We start from the raw sequence: 17,620 nt of genomic DNA, 5'->3' as shown, positions 1-17,620 counted from the left end.
CATGGACGATTTTTCTAAGAAAACATTTCTGGGTTCAGGATGGGGTTCGCCTCCAACCTTTGTAAAAGGTGCTAATCAGGTAATTATGACCAAGGATGTGGCTAACATTAACCAAAACCTTTCTGTTCTTTTTAAAACCAAAAGAGGAGAACGGGCGCTCAATCCTAACTATGGTTCTCAATTGAATAAGTTCATTTTTGCAGCTCAGTCGGGTATTGCCACTAAAGAAATTGAGAGCTCGCTCAAACGCACAATTCAATTTTATGAACCGCGTATTCTGGTCGATGAAATGGCCATTCAACTACGCAATGAGGAAAATGGCATTATCATTATTTCGGTTTCTTACCCCCTTAGAAAGGTGAATTCCCGCCACAATTTTGTCTTTCCATTCTACATCAATGAAGGTACTTATCTGGATACTAAATGAGTAGCCTTCACCTCCATAGAGCCCCCTTTGATTTCTTGAGTAGCAGCCAGAATGCCCTCATCAATCCATATTTAGACCCTAAGAAAGTGAAGTTGGATGAGCGCAGAGATACCGAGCTTATGGCTTTTCTTTCGAAACTGGCTGAACAGTTCTGGTACTACGATACTAACGACCAAAAACAAGGGGATTGGAGCGATTTTTTTAAAACCGACCTCACAGCCTTGTTGGCTACAATTAGTGAGCATTCCAAAGAAGACGAATACGACCGTGTACTCAATTTTTTAAACGGGATACCCTATACCGTAGAAAAGGCCAATCAGGCTGAGTTTTTATGGCTGATTTTTGAACGGGTTTTTAAAACGGCTCTTGAGGTTAACCAGTGGTACTATGTGATGACTCAATTCCATGTAAACCACTCGTTTCAAACCTATCTCAATCAAATGATATGGCAGAAGCTAAGCTTCTGCTTTAACCGCATTTACTCACTGTATTTTGAGGCGGTTAGACAAGAAGTGATTGACGACAAAGAAAAGATAGATGATCTGTTTAAAAAGCTTCAAGGGTTGCAGGCTATATGGAATTTTGAACCATTTCCTACTACGAAAGACCTAAGCAAATATCATTCTGGAAAAAGAGGGAAGGCTTACTTCAAAGCTTTGGAAAGTTCAATAAAGGACTTTTACAATCTCTACGGCTCCATTACCCAACATGCCCGAAAAGCCTACTATAATAGCCTGAAGAGTGGTACTGTGGAGCCCCACATAGCCTTAATTTCAGCTTTTTTAAAGGTGTATAAGCACCAGCAAAAGGCCCTCAATAAGTTGGTGCCAAAGCATTTACAGTTTTACTATGAAGATGTGCTCGATTTTCGAAAGCTCGGTGCCCAACCCGATAATACTTACCTGCTGTTTAGCCTGAACAAAGGTCAAACACCTTATGGACTTAAAGCCAAAACCCAATTAGCGGCTGGGGCAGATTCCCAAGGCAATCCACTTGTTTTTGAGACACGCAAAGAGCTATTGGTGGTGCCTTCTGTGATTGGGCAATACCTTACCATGTTATCATCCGGAGATGAAGGCGCAGCTGATGGTCTGGCTAAGACCTTTTATACTTCTGAGGTAACCGGTTATGGGCAACCCGTTATCGACAAAAACACAGGTAAGTACGAAGACTTTTACATGTTTGGACAGCCCGATCAGGCGTCTGTAAACACGTTGCCTAAAGCCATACTGGGATTTGCTCTTGCTTCTCCGGAACTGTGGGTTGAAGGGGGAGAGCGTCAGCTTAAAATTACCTTCAATCTACCTACAGATGGTCAAACAGAGCCGGACAAGACGATGAACAGTACGACTGTGGATCTATCTTCTCTTCTCGATGTTTCGATTACAGGAGAAAAGAAGTGGCTGCAGCCATCGTGTTACACGGCCATACTTACCGGCAACCAACTCGAGCTCACCCTCGGTTTAGACCGAGGGGTTGCGTCCGTAAGCGGTTACAGCACCAAAACACACGGACCGGGTTATAACACCTCCTGGCCGGTACTAAAGGCCCAACTGACCCAAAACGGTACTAGTACCAGTTGCACAACCCAAAAGGCAAATGAGTTAAATACCCAAAATGCTTATCAGGTATTATCGTCTATTGATTTCACCACTTTTACCATAGAGACTAGTGTAAAAGACCTTACAAACATTAGTCTAATGGCTGGTGCACAAAGTGTCCCCGCCACTGCTACCATAACCCCATTCGGAAGTGTTCCGGCTGTTGGCTCTCGTTTGCTTGTTGGTAACTACGAAGCTTTTATAAAGCACACTCAGTCCATGTGTATCAACATGAGTTGGGTCAACCTACCATCTGCTAAAGAGTTTAGTGAGTACTATGAGGCCTACAACGCCTATCTCAAAGTCAATCCGCCTGCTTCGGGCAAGTTTACTTTTTCACTTGATGCTTATACTTGCGATTTTTCCTGGTTAGACCAGGGGCAATGGCAAAGTGGAGCGGCTGATGTGGAGCTGTTTGGAAATAGCACCTGTCCTATATCAGATCAGACTACTGAGGGTGGAGATTCCAAAAACTCTAAAGAGAAGAAGTATTTGTTCTGCCAGATTGTTCATTGGTTATGGGGTATTATCAAAAGATTAAATCCTAAGCACAAAAAGCCCAAAGTTTCTACTCCGGAGACTACTTCCATAAACTACAATGTAGGGCTGGACAACAATCTAGAACCCGACTATACGCTCAATTCTTCATTGAAATACTCGGATAAATCGAAATCGGGTTTTGTCGGACTCACGCTTACTCAGCCTGAACAGGCATTTGGCAATGAACTTTATCCGAAGGTGGTTTCGGCAGTTACCATGCAAAATACTATGAGTGCCGCCAAGAAGTTTACACTTGGCAGCTCAATTAAAAAATTTCTTACTCTGGCGCCCATACTTCTTCTGATAGCCATCATTCTTGGACTAGTTGGAACGGTGAGCATTCCTAAAAAAACGCTGAGTTTGTTTAAGAAAGAGCTAACCATTGAAAAAGGTGCGATTACCATTAGTTCCGATAGCGTAACTATCGCTCATCAAAGCATTGGTGTAAATGGGAAGGCACCGACATTTCCCAAAAGTAACCGAACGGTAAAAACTACTGTAGTTCTGCTGGTTCTGGTGGCCCTTGTGATTGTGTACAAATTCTTTCTTAGCCGTAAAACCTTTAAATCCGTTCCCAATAAACCATACATACCCAAGGCAAAAGACATATCGCTGTCATATACTGCCTCTTATACAGTTACACCCGGGGCCGATTCAAATCATCAATTTTATCGCCTGCATCCCTACGGTATAGAACAGGCACAAAAACAGTCAAAGCAGACTCTAATTGCTCAATACCCTGCAAGCGGATATGTGTTCCTGGGGTTCGATTCACTGATTCCCAACACCACTCTGACGCTTTTCCTTGGAGTGGAAGATAGACAGGACACCACCATTTCGGATGACTTTCACTCTGTTGGGGTAGAATATCTTACCTCCAATGGCTGGCTTTCTACACAGGTTTTGACGGACTCTACTTACGGTTTGAACAAAACCGGAACCATTACATTTCAGATAGCTGATGATGCAGCGAAGAACAACTCTATAATGCCTGCCAATTGCTATTGGGTGCGTCTTTCAGGTACTCGGTTGCAGGTAAACCAAACTAAACTCACAGTGATGGCTACCAATGGGGTGTTAGCTTCCAGGCGTATAGAGAAAGACAACAGAAACCAAAGGTTGAATACCATAGCCGCAGGCACCATTAAAAGTTTTATCGAGCCGCTACAACCTATTGCTAAAGTAGTACAGCCCTTTGCCTCATTTGGAGGTGAAGAGCCAGAGTCTGCCAGTCAGTTTCATCAGCGAGTAGCTCAACGCATTGGCCATAAAGAGAGAGGAAACTCTGTGGAAAGTATACAGTCTATAGTGCTTGATAAGTTTAGGGAGATCTATGGACTCAATGTTGTGCCGGGTAAGTTTTTGCCTGAGGTTTCGGCTGATGTTATTACACTTACTATTGTTCCCTGGGTAGATAGTGCATTGGCCAAAGATCTGTTTAAACCTGTGGCTCCGGCCAATATGCTCACTGAAGTACTTCAGCTACTTACTGATAAAATGAGCGATGAGCTTAACCTGGAAGTAAAGCATGCCGGGTTCGAACCCGTCAAAGTTTCAGCGCAGATTACCTTTAACCAATCCGATGAATACTTTGGCCTGGCCAGGCAACTTAATAATGAGTTTAAATACTTTCTTTCCCCCTGGATTAAGGTAAATAGTGGAGCGTATTCAGGAAAAAGGCTCTATGTCAATGATATTATCCAATGGATTAGTAATAGGCCTTATGTATCAAGCTTCGACCATCTGAAGATATACCTGAATGGAAGAGAGCTTTATAGTGTAGATCATGCCTCCGATACCGTTAATGCTCAGGTAATTGCGGCTTCGAGTCCGCTCAATATCCTTATCTCAGCTTCGAGTCATCATTTTTACCCGCCTCAGGAGGTAGCCGTAGCTATTCCTGCTTCTCATCAACCAGTTCAAAGTCCACAAACGATTATGGCATGAGTGTAGAAGTCAACCATATGACCATGCCCAAGGAGGTTAAGAAAGATGCGCACGTGAACTACGATGCCATGTTTAGGGAAGCCATTGAGGCAATAGGTGAAATGGCGGGCGAAAACTGGACCAACTACAACCCTTCAGATCCCGGGGTAACCATACTCGAATATCTGTGCTATGGACTGCTGGATCTGGGGTATAAAAGTAGTTTTCCTATGAAGGATCTACTTACCGACAAGGAGGAGGAAGTTAAAACACGTAACCGGTTCTATACAGCCCGGCAGATACTGTTTTCCAACCCGTTGACAAGCAAAGATTTTCGAAAGGTGCTTGTAGATAGGGTAGAAGAAATAAAAAATGTTTGGCTTGAAAAGAGTAATACACAGCATGGTTTTTCAGGTACTTATGAGGTGTTCTTCGAGTTGAGCGATAGCCTGAAAACTGAATTTCTTTCCGTTTATAATGAGTCTTTGCCTGGGCCAAAACAGCAGCTTCGACAAGAGTTTCAGGAGCAGTTGTTGGTCATTATCAATGGAATCAATGCCATACTTCACCAGCATAGAAATTTAGGAACCATTTTCTACCGTCCAACGCTGCTGGCCCCGCTAAAAGCAGAGGTGCAAGGCAGTTTTTATCTGTCTAAAGAGGCAGATGTGGAGAAAACCATTGCCAAAATTTTCTTTACTCTAAATAACTACTCATCCCGTTTTATACATTTTAAAACCTATGGGCAGCTCAAAAAAGATGGCCTTTCGGTAGGAGATATTATGGAGGGGCCAAGGCTCTCCAATGGCTTTATTAATGATAGCGATCTACAGCCAAGAAAATCAGTTATTGATACAACCACCCTAAAATCACAATTGGTAGCTGTAAGTGGCATAAACAGTGTTTTTTCGTTCGGGGTGGAAATGCCAAATTCCGAAAACACAACGGGTAAAATAAAGATACCCAAACTTACTTCACCTTTTTTCGACTACACCAATGCGGCTCAGCTTCTGACCGATAAGGAAAGTCTGTTCCAGATATATCATGGAGAACAGCGCATTTTTAATGTAGATCAGGCAAAGGTAAATGCCTACTACCAATCGTATACCCAACGAAAGGCTGTTAGCAGTTATAGTTTTAAGGAAGAATTAGGCCCACAAATTCCTACGGGGAAGTTTAGAAATGTTGAGAAGTTCTATTCCCTGCAAGAGTTATTTCCATCGCTCTATGGCCTTCAAACCACAAGAAATTTAGACGGACTATCCAAAGAGAGGAGGGGACAGATTAAACAGCTCAAAGCCTATGTGATGCTTTTTGAGCAAATCATAGCTGACCATCAGTCGCAACTGGCTCATTTAGGAGAATTGCTTTCGTTCAATTCGGGGGTGAAGGTGGCTAAGCCATTGTGTAATACTTACTATGCTCAAGGTTTGTATGACAGTCCTGGGGCGGAGTTGATCCTTAAGGCCTTTGATGTATACAAGAACAGAAACAGTTATTTAGATCAGTACCCATCTACCAACTGGAACGAGTTCAAAGCCGATCCATTTAATCTGTATGAAGATAGACTGGCTAAGAGCAAGGCTTCGGAGAAGGTCAATATTAGAAGAAAGAACCAAATGCTTTCTCATGTGCTGGCGCGTTATGGGCAGCAGTATAATCTGGAGTCTCTGTTGGAGCTAAATCCCCGATATGGTAATTACAAACTGGCGAGAGTAGAAAATATTAGTGCTTTGCTCAAAAACTTTGCGCTTTACGGAGGAAACCTGAGTCGTTCTTATTTTTTACCGGAGCACTTAAAAAAGCGTAAAAGGACCAGCAAACTAAAGGCTATCAGAACCGATTTGTTTAGTGGGTTGGAGTATAAAATGGGCTTGCTCTTTCAACTGAATAACTATTACAAAGGCATCATTGATGTGGTTTCGCGTGGTTTGGCAGAAAATGATCCTAACCTTCAAACCGATGAGTTTTTTGGGCCAGCTCCAAACACTACGCCTGAAGAACCACTAAGCATACGGTTTTTGCAGGTGAGCTATTATGATGAAGAAATCCTAAAACTGCCTAATCCAACCAATGAAAGTCCGGAGACACTAATCGCCAGCTACTTAACCGCCTTGCGCAAATGGGTACATGAAACCAAAGGTTTCGTATTGATAGATAACAGCCTCATTGTAGATAACCTTCAGGCTGAACAATGGCAAATACTTAGAAATAGCCAGCCTGTGTTGCTTAGAAGAAAGGGAAGTAAGCAGTCTCCCCAAAGTGTAAATCTCCGGCAGGCTCAGCGGGTTGTTGAACAATATGCCAATGACTGGAGTAACGACTCACTAGAACTAAACTGCCATTGGCAAGCCAATGAAAATACCGAATCGGTTAGCTCGGGGCAGAGTCTTTTCAACGGACATGTCAGTTTGTTTTTACCAAAATGGGTTTGTCGCGTTGCTCAGCCCGATTTTCTACAAACTTTTCTTACGCAAATAGCAAAAGAAGGACCACTACAGCTTGTGTATAACCTAAGCCTCATAGACCAACCCGCTATGAACGAGCTGCTGGGATTAAAAAAGACATGGTTGGCAGGCAATTATGAAATTCAGCAAGGAAAAAACATGTCAGAAGAGGCTATCGAGGCTACCCGCTTACTAGCTCAGTTCATTCTTCATCAACCCATCCACTTAACTCAATGAAAGAAGGAAATCACATAGTGAAAAGTAAGGTATTTGAGGTTTCCTTCAATTTGGAAAAGCAAGGAATCGATTTTCAGAAGCGCCTTTCCCAGCTCATTAAAGAAGAGCTTAATAGCATTACGGAGAGATGCCTTGCCCATTTCGATAGCCCCATAACTCAATACATACACCGTATTGAGTTAAATCTGAGAGACATTCCGTACGATGGGTTTGAAAAGCTTTTGCCTCAATTGTATGAGGAAAAACTTATGAAGGCCTTGACTGAAAGACTTTCAGACCAGCAAAAGAAACCCACAGAACCGAGGTCCAAGTCAGGCTCTGATCATGTGATAGTCATGATCCGCTACTTTCTTATGAAAGGGTATATGCCCTGGAACTTCAACAATGCTAATTGGAACTCATTCAATGAACTCTTTGACCATGCCTTTTTAAAACACGAGCAAGAACTTCTTCAGGAGCTTCAACTTCTGCTAAAATCATCGGCAGCAAGGGTTCGGTTAGTGAACCACATCAATGATCGTTCTACCAAAGAACTGGTCCGTAAAGTAGAACCGGCCCAAGCCGAACTGATTATATCCTATCACAAAGATTGGATGAACATTCAGAAAAGACAGCCGGTTTTCAAGTCTAACGAGAAAGAACTCTCAAAACGTTTTTGGCTTTTTATACTCAATTACCTCTATGAAGAAAGGGGTTCGTATTTTAATACTAAAGCCTTCTTGTTGAGTACCTTAAGACAGGTGGCTTCGCACTTTAATGTGTCGTTTGAGTTTGCTATTTCCCTGCTTCAGCATAGTTATGAAGCCGAGGCGAAAAGCGGTGCCAAGGGCACCTTTCACGATATGATAGGCGATATTCTCAATGAATACCACTTGCAGGAGGGCTTTCCCAGTAATGCGCAAGACGAACGCCAAGAGCTAGCCAGCAACCTCTTAAGTCTTGATCAATTGTGTGCTTTCGCTTTGCACAACGAATGGAAGTGCACGTTGCCCCAATCCAGTCATTTGGTTGAAAAATCCATTGCCCATTGGGTGCAGAAGAGACCTCAGAAGATTATTGAACTCCTAAAAAACCTGGCTATTAATGTACAGGCAGTATATGACTTTATCTATCCCCTGAGCGAGCCTGCTATTCACGGTTTGGTAAGAGTACTCGCTCCCGGTGAAGAAAGGCACATAATACAATACCAGGATCAGGTTGTCAGAATACAAAAGGAAAAGAACATACTCGCACATAGCGGAACCAATTTCTCCAAACTCATATGGAGTATGGTAATCTTAATCCTGGCCGATAATCATGGTAGCTATTTCAACCATAAAACTTTTACAAGAGCACTTGTTCAGCAAATGGCCCGGCAGTACAATATAGCCTACAAAACACTTCTTCAAAGCTTGTGGGACAACCTAAAGGCAACAAGTGCTGAAAGACATGGTTTTGTCAGACTTTTCAATTTAATAAAAGATATATATAACGAAGACTTTGGGGGAAATACCAAGACAAAGGTAAGGCCACTGGCTCTAAAGGAAATGGAGATCATTTGGCTCTACCGGTCCATTAGCGAGCAGCGACTGGTTAAAGAAATCGAGGCACAAGGATACCGTCACCTGGATGAGTTTCTGAAACTATACATAGAAACTGAGCCCCAATCCTTTTATCAACTCATACTAAAACATCATAAAGAAGGACTCTTCAATCAAAAACTTCTAAAACTAATGAGTTCCAGGCTTTTATGGATTCTGCTTAGGGAAGTACAACCCCGGGAAAGTGTTCATTGGCAGCGGCTTTTAGAAGCAGCTGAGGAGGTTCCATCCCTTAGAATTCTAAATCCTGCTGCTCACCAAAAGGTAATTAGAGAGTTTGTATTTGCGTTTGTGCTAAATCCGGCAGGCTATCAAAGTGCAACAATTGAAAGAGCACTTCTTCAAATCACTGCCAGACATGGTGTAGATTTCAATGCCTTTATAAGGTCTTTTCTCTGGCTCATCAAAACCACTCAGCATGAGCAGTTACTAGTACCCGTAGTTCAGATAGCTGAAAAATACCGAATAGCCACAGATAGTCGACCTGAGAAGCTGGAAGCCAAAGACCAGGAGCATGACCCTCAAAAGCTAGATGCAGCCATGACCGATCAGCTAATGACTATTTTACTCTCCGGCATCCATGGTATTTTTGATAGAAAAAGTGCCATTAAACTCGGCTTTAAATCGGTAGACGAGGTTCTGACCTATTTAAGAAAAAACCGTCCTGACCGACTTAAGAAGTCCATGGGTAGTTTACAAATGGAGAGCCATCCTTTTGTTGGAATTGGCCGTGAGATACCTCTAAGCTCCTTCTATGCTCTTTTAATAACACTTAAACCGCATGAGGGGCGCATGTTAGTTGAATTGCTGAGAATACTCGAACTAAACCTTCAAGGAAGTTCTCAATCGCTCAATCGATTCCTGAGTGCTGCGCGTTCTCTGGCTCTTGTTAACCTAAGCAGGAGAGTATTCAATCTCAACCATTTTCTGGAAGAGTTTGCAGCACTTATTTTAAGCACTGCTCCCGGGGTTTATATTCAGGTTATACCCATTCTTACCAAAAACTTGTCTTCATTGAGTCTGCCGAGCAGTGGCAATGTCACTTCTGCCATTCATCAGTTGGAGAAGCACCTGAATCATGGTATTGATCTACGCTCTCCAATGGACAAAGAGTCACTAAAGAAACTAATTGAGCAGGAATACTTTAAGAAAGGGCTTTCAAAAGAGTCTACCACCATACCCTATTTTGAGGAAACCACCAATGCTATTTTCGATGAGGTGTACATTAACAATGCAGGTTTAGCCATTGTAAATTCTTACATCCCTGTATTGTTTGAGCGATTTGGACTCGTTAAGTCCGGGGCTTTTCTTTCATCAGATCACCAGCAAAAAGCCGCTTTGTTGTTGCAATACATTATGCTGGACAGGCCACCACTTGACGAACACCATCTGCCTTTCAATAAACTCCTTTGTGGACTACCGCTCGAAGAACCTATTCAAACGGCACTTGTACCTACCGAGCAAGAAATGAAAATGGTTCATGGCCTCATTGAAGCCGTTATTCAACACTGGTCGAGTATAGGGAAAAGCAGTGTGGAAGGCTTTAGAGGCTCATGGCTTTGGCGCAAAGGCAAAATGGAACACAAAGAAGAAAACTGGCTTTTGCGGGTAGAGCAAAATAGCTACGACATTCTATTGGATCGAATTCCCTTCAGTCTTTCTCCAATAAAATATTCATGGATGCCAAAACCTTTAATTGTGGAGTGGAGATGAGCAATGTTCTTCAAAATATGGCCGCTATAGAGAAAGAGATGCAATGGTTTGTTCTTGTGTTGGATGACCGTTTTAGAGCCTATTTTGAACAAAACGAGCCATTGAATATTCCCCCGCCAGACCTATCTGAAGATCCTTCCAAATATGCTGAGACCGTTCGGCAACACAGCTTTAACGAAGAGGAGCGGCTTATTTTAATGCTGGCTATGGCACCACACCTTTGCCCGGAACGGTTAGACTTGTTCTTTACAAAAAATGCGCACTTCGACCGGGGCTTTACGGAGTTTGGCGGTTATCTCGGCAAATATCATGGTGGTTTTTTGCCCACGGGAGAAACAGCTGTGTTCCTTATAGCCCTCGGACATTTAGAACATAGAATACGGGCTATCTCATATTTTGAGCCTTGTCATCCTTTTATTCAGCATGAGATGGTCTTTCTTCAAGAGCAGCCTGAAAAGGAGCCTAAGCTAAGCCGTCCGCTGGTAATGAGTGAAAAGTACATTAAACGCTTTACCACAGGAGAGTTACACACACCTGAAAGTTATTCCGTGTTTCCAGCCAAAAAGATTAGTACGAAACTCGAGTGGACTGATCTGGTAATCGACAAGCACGTGAGAGAGGATATAAACCTCATAAAAGGTTGGATAGAGCATGGCCAGTACTTACTCCATGAACTGGAACTAGATCGGAAAATAAAACCAGGCTATAGAAGCCTGTTCTATGGTCCACCCGGAACGGGAAAAACCCTCACCGCATGCCTTTTGGGTAAATCTACCGGTAGAGAGGTTTATAAGGTAGACCTTTCTGTGATTGTTTCTAAATACATTGGAGAGACGGAGAAGAATCTGGCGCGCATTTTCGATTATGCCGAAAAGAACGATTGGATACTCTTTTTTGATGAGGCCGATGCACTCTTTGGTAAAAGAACACAGACCAATAGTTCCAACGACCGATTTGCCAATCAGGAGATAGCCTATCTACTCCAGCGCATAGAAGATTTTCCCGGAGTAATCATTTTAGCTTCTAACCTGAAGTCGAATATCGATGAAGCCTTTTCCAGAAGGTTTCAGTCCATGGTGTACTTCGGTATGCCCGATGCCAACCACCGGTTAGCCCTTTGGACCAAAATATTTGATGGACCATTGCAGCCGGAATCTGCTCTCGACCTCCATGAATTGGCTACTAAATATGAGATATCGGGAGGTTCTGCCATAAATGTCTATCGTTTTGGTGCCCTGCGAGCCATGCTGCGCCAATCGGAAGTAATTCTAAAAAAAGATGTGATAGAAGGCATACAGAAGGAATTTCAAAAAGAAGGAAAAACACTATAAACCAACAGCCATGCAAGTAAATGATCCACAAAACGATACCAGCTAAAGGTCAAGGACACCGGCAATTAAAATTTTCAACGATTAAACCTTATGACAATGAGTATTACATACACCGAGGAGCTCCAGGGCTCAATCAACAACTCGAACAATCAGTTTATACAAGAGGAATACGACCTCGATCATGCCAACAATGCAGCTAAAATTTCGCTGTACTACGCCCATGGCGAGACCGAAAAAAATGCCATTAACTACCGAAATGCAAAAATAGAACAAAGCAGAGCCCTTAACTTGGACAATCAGGCTGTTCAAGGGGTAAACTTGGCCACCAACGCGGCCACTGCAGCCAAGCAATCACTGGTAGATTCCGGTAAAGCCACAAGCAATATCTCCACAGCGGCCGCCAACATGCAAATTGCTGCCAATGCCATTACCAAGCTCTCTAGCGATGTGGCCGGAATACTGGCCGTGGCTAATGCTGCAGACCATGGAAGCCAAATTCAGAACTCTGTTGAAAGAGCCTATAAGAAAATTAGAAAGGCTGCTAAACTGGCAGAGGAAGTAAGTCTTGTTTCTTTGAATGCGACTATTGAAGCCGCACAGTCTACAGCAAGCACGGTGGTTACAGACTCTCAGCAAACTGTTGCGGCTATGGGGAACTTCCAGAAATCAACTGCCGCCCAGTATAGCAACACCTCGGCACAGGCAGTGGCCGGAAATGAAGGCCTTACTGAAGCCCGGAAAAACGAAAAGGCTGCAGCGGGCAACTTCGATATTACCAAAAAGCAAGACAAGGCCATAAAGTCTACACGTCAGCTTATCAACAAAGTATCTAACTACAACCTTCAGCTATTCGATCCAGCTCTCAAAAAGACAAAGTCGGCTACTACCGATCAGGTTTGGATAGTTCCACCGGGTGAATCCTATACCATCAGCTTCAATAAATTTGAGGGCGATGGCCTATCAGGCAATAATGGGAGTGACCCAACCGAAAGCGGTTATGTAAAATACTATCGACTTATAATGGTCAAGTATGATGCCTCTGCTTCTTTCGATATCAATGTGGCCAAAGATCTCGATGTAGGCACATATCATCAAATTCCGGCCAAAGGGTATAGCAGTTATGCTCGGACTTTCTACTTATTGGGAACCGATCAGGCACTTATTCCAAGAGACCCCAGTGTGCCTAAAGAAACCGATCCGAACTCGCTAGATGCAACAGATGCCAAGCATGTCAGAGGTATAGCCGTAGACTACCTAGGCAAGCCGGTTGAACCGGGAGAACATTATGTGGCCTATGTATACGCTGTATATTCAGATGCATACCAGAAGCTTATTAGCAATACCGATGGCTTGCTTTCCCTGCCTTCAAAAAACCTTCAATTGCAAATGGATTTACCTAAAATTCCGAAGCATGGTTTAGACAAAGACGGCAAATCAAAAGACAACCTGGTTTTACACGACCCAACACAATTGAATTCCAGAAATTTTGCAGTGCAGTTTGAGGTAAAACAGAAAGACTATAATCCAGATCTCATGGAGTATAGGATCATGCTGGTAGAAAAACGAAATGTAGATGCACAAAACCTTAATAAGAAAGTGCAGGCTGCCTTAGATAGGTTAGACAGAGCGGAGTATAACTACAACCGGCAAAAACAGAAGCTTCAAACCATGCAGCAGGCATTGAATAGACTGGAAATTGAGTTTAACACCACCCAGGTCAACGTTCAGGAACTTGAAGCAAATCAGATTGAGATTGACGAAAAAACACCGGTGTACATTAAGGCGCAGCAAGATGAAATTACATTGCAGCTGGGCGTACTGAACAAAAAGCTGGAGACCAACCGAAGCAGTCAGGTTCAGCTGGAGGTGAGCATTTATGGCAATGCTACTACAGTAGGCCAGCAAAAAGTAGTGGCCAGTGCCTATAAAGAGTATCAAGATGCGTTGCAGGCAGATCAGGCTATTTCTACTCAGAAAATTGAACAAAACGTAAGCGATTTTATTTTCGATGCTGACCTGATGAATAGTGTACAACCGGCCAATTACTATTCTGCCACGCCTTTTAAATGGACAGAGGAATCGGCTAAAAGCCAGCATAAGGAAGCCAAAGAAACCTTAAAACTAGCGCAACTAAAGGCTACAGATGCCATTAAAGAGTATGCCTTCTACGATTTTGACCTAAAGGAGGCTCACAATGCCGTTCAGGAAGCTAGTGACAAGGTAAATGAAATGAAAACAGCGCTTAGCAAGGCTGAAAGTGACTTAGATAAAGTGGAAATGAACACCTCCGGTTCTACGGATAGCCAAGAATTGAATGACGCTATCGCAGCACTGAACACAGCCCGTGACAATTTACAATTGGCAGAAGCTGAATTGGCAGGAAGAGAAGTTGACCTCCAAATTGTAGAAGCCAATAAAACTTCAGGATTATCAGGAATTCAGAAGGTGCTGGACGGTTATGTCGTAGCCAGTTCTAACAATGAGCGTTCTACCGAAATTTTAGAGTTAAGTAAGAAGAACAAGCGGACAAACAGAGGTGCTTCGGCTACAAACGAGGTGGTGTTGTTCTATACCGAAACAGGTGAAGACGCTACTGATAATTATGGAGAACCGTTGCAGTTCAATGATATCAGCAATTGGAAAACAACGCTCGATATCTTTGAAAAGCTTTGGGAGAAGGAAGCACAGAAATTCGATCCGTTCTTCAACGGTATTGAACAATTGGGGCAGTCACTGGAGAAAGATCTCAAAAAACTCAAGCTGCAAGAAGCTGCTGAAAAGTCTGTTCAAGAGACGTTCGGCCATTTGCTTGATAGTAAGGATATAGGTCCTTACCTAAAAAGGTATCTCAAAGAAGTTGAAGATGAGGCTGAACACAAGATCAATGAAAAAGAAGCCCTAACCAAAGCTGCTATTGATCTTGAGAAGGAGATTCAGGCCATTCTTAAAGCCATTCTTGAATATAAGATCGATCAGGAGGCCGACCAGCTTCCTGAAGAAGTGAAGGATCAGTACCTGGCTCAGAAAAGTAACAATCCAGGTATTTCTTATCAGGCAGTAGTACTTACAACCATTCAGGCCAACAATGAAGAAGACCTGGTAAATCAGTATCGCCTGCAGCACTCACACTATTCTAAACCCAGTGCTCTATGGGGAGTAGTGGAGTAATCAATTAGTTCAAAACAAAAAACACAGAATCATGAGTAATTCAAAAATGAAAATACAGCTCCAAAAGAGAGCCTATAAAAAAGTTTTTCAAGATGTGACAGCCGAAAAATCTACGCGAATAAAGCATTTGCAACGGATGGTTGAGGAGGCCAAAGACAAGCTGGCCAAGGCTGAAGCTACTTACAATAGTTACGCATCAAAGTCAGAGCTCTTCGATCAGCTGCATGCCAATGCAAGCAATACGCTAAGCGTGATGACCGATCAGGAAAATCTCGCTTCGGATCTTGTTCAAAAGGTGAATTCGCTTTTCGAGACAGCTACGGTGGCTATTGGAACAGCCAATGATACTTATTCAGATACAAAAAAACTGCTTCAGTCGGTGCAAAAGGTGGTAGACGCCACCCTGGCTGCCGCCACAGATATTAGCCTTTCTGGAGAGCTGATTATGAAGCGAAAAGCAGCTAACCCGCTCATATCGTCAGAATTGGTCAGTGAGGCCTCAAGAGCCACTACCGATGCAGGCAAGGCGGTTTCTCTGATTATAAACGCGCTAACCTCTACCTTCAACGCGCTGGCCACGGCCAATCAGGCCAGTAATACAGCCGAAATAGTGCAGGCGGAGATATTGTACCTCAAAGATCTGGTGGTAAGAGATACGTCCATGAGTAATTTAGATAGTACCATGATAACCATTCAGGAACGTGCTAACCAGAACTACATTAACGCCAGAGAAGCTGAAAAAGAAGCTCTCAGCGCAGCCGATGAAGCGCGTCAGCAAATGATGAAGAGTAAGAACGAACTTAATCGGGCCACAGCCGAACTGGCGAATGCCGAGTCGGCTCTCAATGCAGCCGAGGCAGCCGTTGGTAGTTGAAATGAGAGGGTGAAACTAATTTAAAGTTTCACCCTTATTAACCCACCTAATGTATGGAGCCATGAACAACTATGCTCAGTTATTTAGAGATCTTTTTAGAAAGACCAATGGATTTATGCTCAACTGGCCCTTGGGAAAAACCATTAGGGTTGGTGATTTCTTTACATTGCGTGCTGGTAAAATCAGTGTGGTAGGCAATATTTATGAGTCCTACTTTCAACTGAGTATTAGCGACACTTTTTCGAAAGATCTCCATCGTTTTGAGGCTCCACTACTAGAACCCTATGACTTCGACAGGATGGGATGGGAGTCTTTCAGGCCTCCCGAAGGAATGTGGAATATAATGAGTGGTTGTTATACCAATTACCAAAGCAAGCACCTTACGAAACCACACAAAAAGAAACTCCTGCCGGCTGAGGTGAACATATATGATACCCAGTTTCCCTTGCCCGGAGGTTATTTTTTTGCCTCTAGCCACCCTCACTATTGTAGAATGCCTCATTTTAAAGAGATTCATAAAGAACTCATAAGAAGGCTCACTACTGAGTTTTATAATTTCCACAGAATATATCTGGTTACCGATGTGGCCGCAGTTAAAGATTTTTCGGTAGGAGTAAGTGCTATAGAAAATGCGGTTATTCAGGTGTCCCGATCCGACTATTACAATGGCAACCTCATTGATCTGGTAAACTCCGAAGAGACTTTTGATGTAGAAAAAGTCTTTGGAATGGAAACACTCAAACTCAAACATGAGGGAGGAGGTATTGCTTTTAGAGCAAAAAAGATGGGGTTGTCAATTAAGGCTAAGGATACGCTTATTCGTGAGATATTTGCGACAAAAGACCGTGATATTGAAAAGTATGCGGTAGAACTGATTGACAATGAGTTGTTTCATCTATTTCCAAAAATTGAGATTAACCCCAGCAATGCCAATGAGTTTTTTGAATGGACCGATATGAGTCTGGAAGATATAGAATACTTTTTAGGGGGGAGCTTGGCGTGAAAGAGTTGAAAAGTCAGAATACCGATATTTCTGTTAAGTCAGTGGCCAATCGGTTGGGGGAAAAATCACCGGGAGCATCATCTTTAAATTCACCGATCCAAAGAAAAGTACATTTCAGTAGTAGGTTTTTTAATCTCACTAAACGAATCGGAAATCCCCAAACGGTAACTGCAATAAACCTCAAGGTAAAGAGCCTTAACAGTGATATACCCTCAGCTGAACAAAAAGCTTTGGAAGGCCTACAGCAAAAGAACGATAAAACGCCACACCAGCTAGAGTATGTGAGAAACCCTACCGCGGCCAATTGGGGCTATTGTATAGAGGAACAACTTGATGACTATGCCTCCAGCCAAGGCTGGAGTACGCAGATCAGCGTGAAGAGTGATAAAGTGGAGACCTCGCAGAAGTCAAGACCTGATTACCATCAAAAAATAGATGGTATAGATGTGTATGTAGATTTGACCTCAGAAAGGCAGTCAGGTTCTACCGGACCACACATTACAGGTAAACTATTCAAAGCTGGATTCGAGAAAGAGAAGCATATCGTTGGAGCCGACATTACTTATTCCTCTACAGGACCAAAACAAACCGAAACGTCAGTCAAAGATCTTAAGAAGATCCAAAAGAAAAATCAGAAAAGGGCCCTGAAGGAACTGGATGAGTATGTTCCGCCTGGTGAAAAACTCAGAAAAAAGGTGCATACCGATAATGAGACGACCTAGAATGATGTGGATACTTGTGAGTCAGGCAATGAAAGTACTTATTCCTACCAT

The 17,620-nt window shown here is 43.0% G+C and carries 9 protein-coding genes; all 9 read left to right on the top strand.

What is annotated here, in order from left to right; translation table 11 throughout:
- Nucleotide 1 precedes the first annotated feature (1 nt).
- The 9 genes from B3O12_RS09330 (at nt 2) to B3O12_RS09290 (ending at nt 17,569) form a co-directional block, all read left to right on the top strand.
- Complete coding sequence (locus B3O12_RS09330) at nt 2–427, top strand: GPW/gp25 family protein (protein WP_286756099.1); 426 nt, start codon at nt 2–4, stop codon at nt 425–427.
- Nucleotides 424–4,515, top strand: a complete 4,092-nt coding sequence (locus B3O12_RS09325) for a hypothetical protein (RefSeq protein ID WP_286756097.1) — start codon at nt 424–426, stop codon at nt 4,513–4,515. The genes B3O12_RS09330 and B3O12_RS09325 overlap by 4 nt, the downstream gene beginning before the upstream one ends.
- Nucleotides 4,512–7,178, top strand: coding sequence for a hypothetical protein (locus B3O12_RS09320; protein WP_286756096.1), 2,667 nt, complete (start codon nt 4,512–4,514; stop codon nt 7,176–7,178). The genes B3O12_RS09325 and B3O12_RS09320 overlap by 4 nt, the downstream gene beginning before the upstream one ends.
- Complete coding sequence (locus B3O12_RS09315) at nt 7,175–10,471, top strand: contractile injection system tape measure protein (RefSeq protein ID WP_286756095.1); 3,297 nt, start codon at nt 7,175–7,177, stop codon at nt 10,469–10,471. The genes B3O12_RS09320 and B3O12_RS09315 overlap by 4 nt, the downstream gene beginning before the upstream one ends.
- On the top strand, nt 10,435–11,802 hold the full coding sequence (locus B3O12_RS09310; RefSeq protein WP_286756094.1) for an ATP-binding protein: 1,368 nt from the start codon (nt 10,435–10,437) through the stop codon (nt 11,800–11,802). The genes B3O12_RS09315 and B3O12_RS09310 overlap by 37 nt, the downstream gene beginning before the upstream one ends.
- 96 nt (nt 11,803–11,898) lie before the next feature.
- Nucleotides 11,899–14,970 (top strand): hypothetical protein, encoded by a 3,072-nt coding sequence (locus B3O12_RS09305; RefSeq protein WP_286756093.1) that lies wholly within the window; start codon nt 11,899–11,901, stop codon nt 14,968–14,970.
- A gap of 31 nt (nt 14,971–15,001) precedes the next feature.
- Complete coding sequence (locus B3O12_RS09300; protein WP_286756092.1) at nt 15,002–15,844, top strand: hypothetical protein; 843 nt, start codon at nt 15,002–15,004, stop codon at nt 15,842–15,844.
- 61 nt (nt 15,845–15,905) lie between these two features.
- Nucleotides 15,906–16,847, top strand: a complete 942-nt coding sequence (locus B3O12_RS09295; protein ID WP_286756091.1) for a hypothetical protein — start codon at nt 15,906–15,908, stop codon at nt 16,845–16,847.
- A gap of 230 nt (nt 16,848–17,077) precedes the next feature.
- The gene (locus B3O12_RS09290; RefSeq protein ID WP_286756090.1) at nt 17,078–17,569 is read left to right on the top strand and encodes a hypothetical protein; all 492 of its coding nucleotides are present in this window, start codon (nt 17,078–17,080) and stop codon (nt 17,567–17,569) included.
- The last annotated feature ends 51 nt before the right edge of the window (nt 17,570–17,620 follow it).

The sequence above is a fragment of the Roseivirga sp. UBA838 genome (genome assembly GCF_002296035.1).
GTDB classification, from domain to species: Bacteria; Bacteroidota; Bacteroidia; order Cytophagales; family Cyclobacteriaceae; genus Roseivirga; species Roseivirga thermotolerans.
The sequence above is the reverse complement of the archived record's forward strand: the minus strand, read 5'-3'. Positions and strand labels throughout refer to the sequence as shown.

What these genes read in the sequence shown, in the direction of transcription:
- B3O12_RS09330 (WP_286756099.1), top strand. Translation starts at nt 2, where the DNA reads ATGGACGATTTTTCTAAGAAAACATTTCTGGGTTCAGGATGGGGTTCG.
- B3O12_RS09325 (WP_286756097.1), top strand. Translation starts at nt 424, where the DNA reads ATGAGTAGCCTTCACCTCCATAGAGCCCCCTTTGATTTCTTGAGTAGC.
- B3O12_RS09320 (WP_286756096.1), top strand. Translation starts at nt 4,512, where the DNA reads ATGAGTGTAGAAGTCAACCATATGACCATGCCCAAGGAGGTTAAGAAA.
- B3O12_RS09315 (WP_286756095.1), top strand. Translation starts at nt 7,175, where the DNA reads ATGAAAGAAGGAAATCACATAGTGAAAAGTAAGGTATTTGAGGTTTCC.
- B3O12_RS09310 (WP_286756094.1), top strand. Translation starts at nt 10,435, where the DNA reads ATGGATGCCAAAACCTTTAATTGTGGAGTGGAGATGAGCAATGTTCTT.
- B3O12_RS09305 (WP_286756093.1), top strand. Translation starts at nt 11,899, where the DNA reads ATGAGTATTACATACACCGAGGAGCTCCAGGGCTCAATCAACAACTCG.
- B3O12_RS09300 (WP_286756092.1), top strand. Translation starts at nt 15,002, where the DNA reads ATGAGTAATTCAAAAATGAAAATACAGCTCCAAAAGAGAGCCTATAAA.
- B3O12_RS09295 (WP_286756091.1), top strand. Translation starts at nt 15,906, where the DNA reads ATGAACAACTATGCTCAGTTATTTAGAGATCTTTTTAGAAAGACCAAT.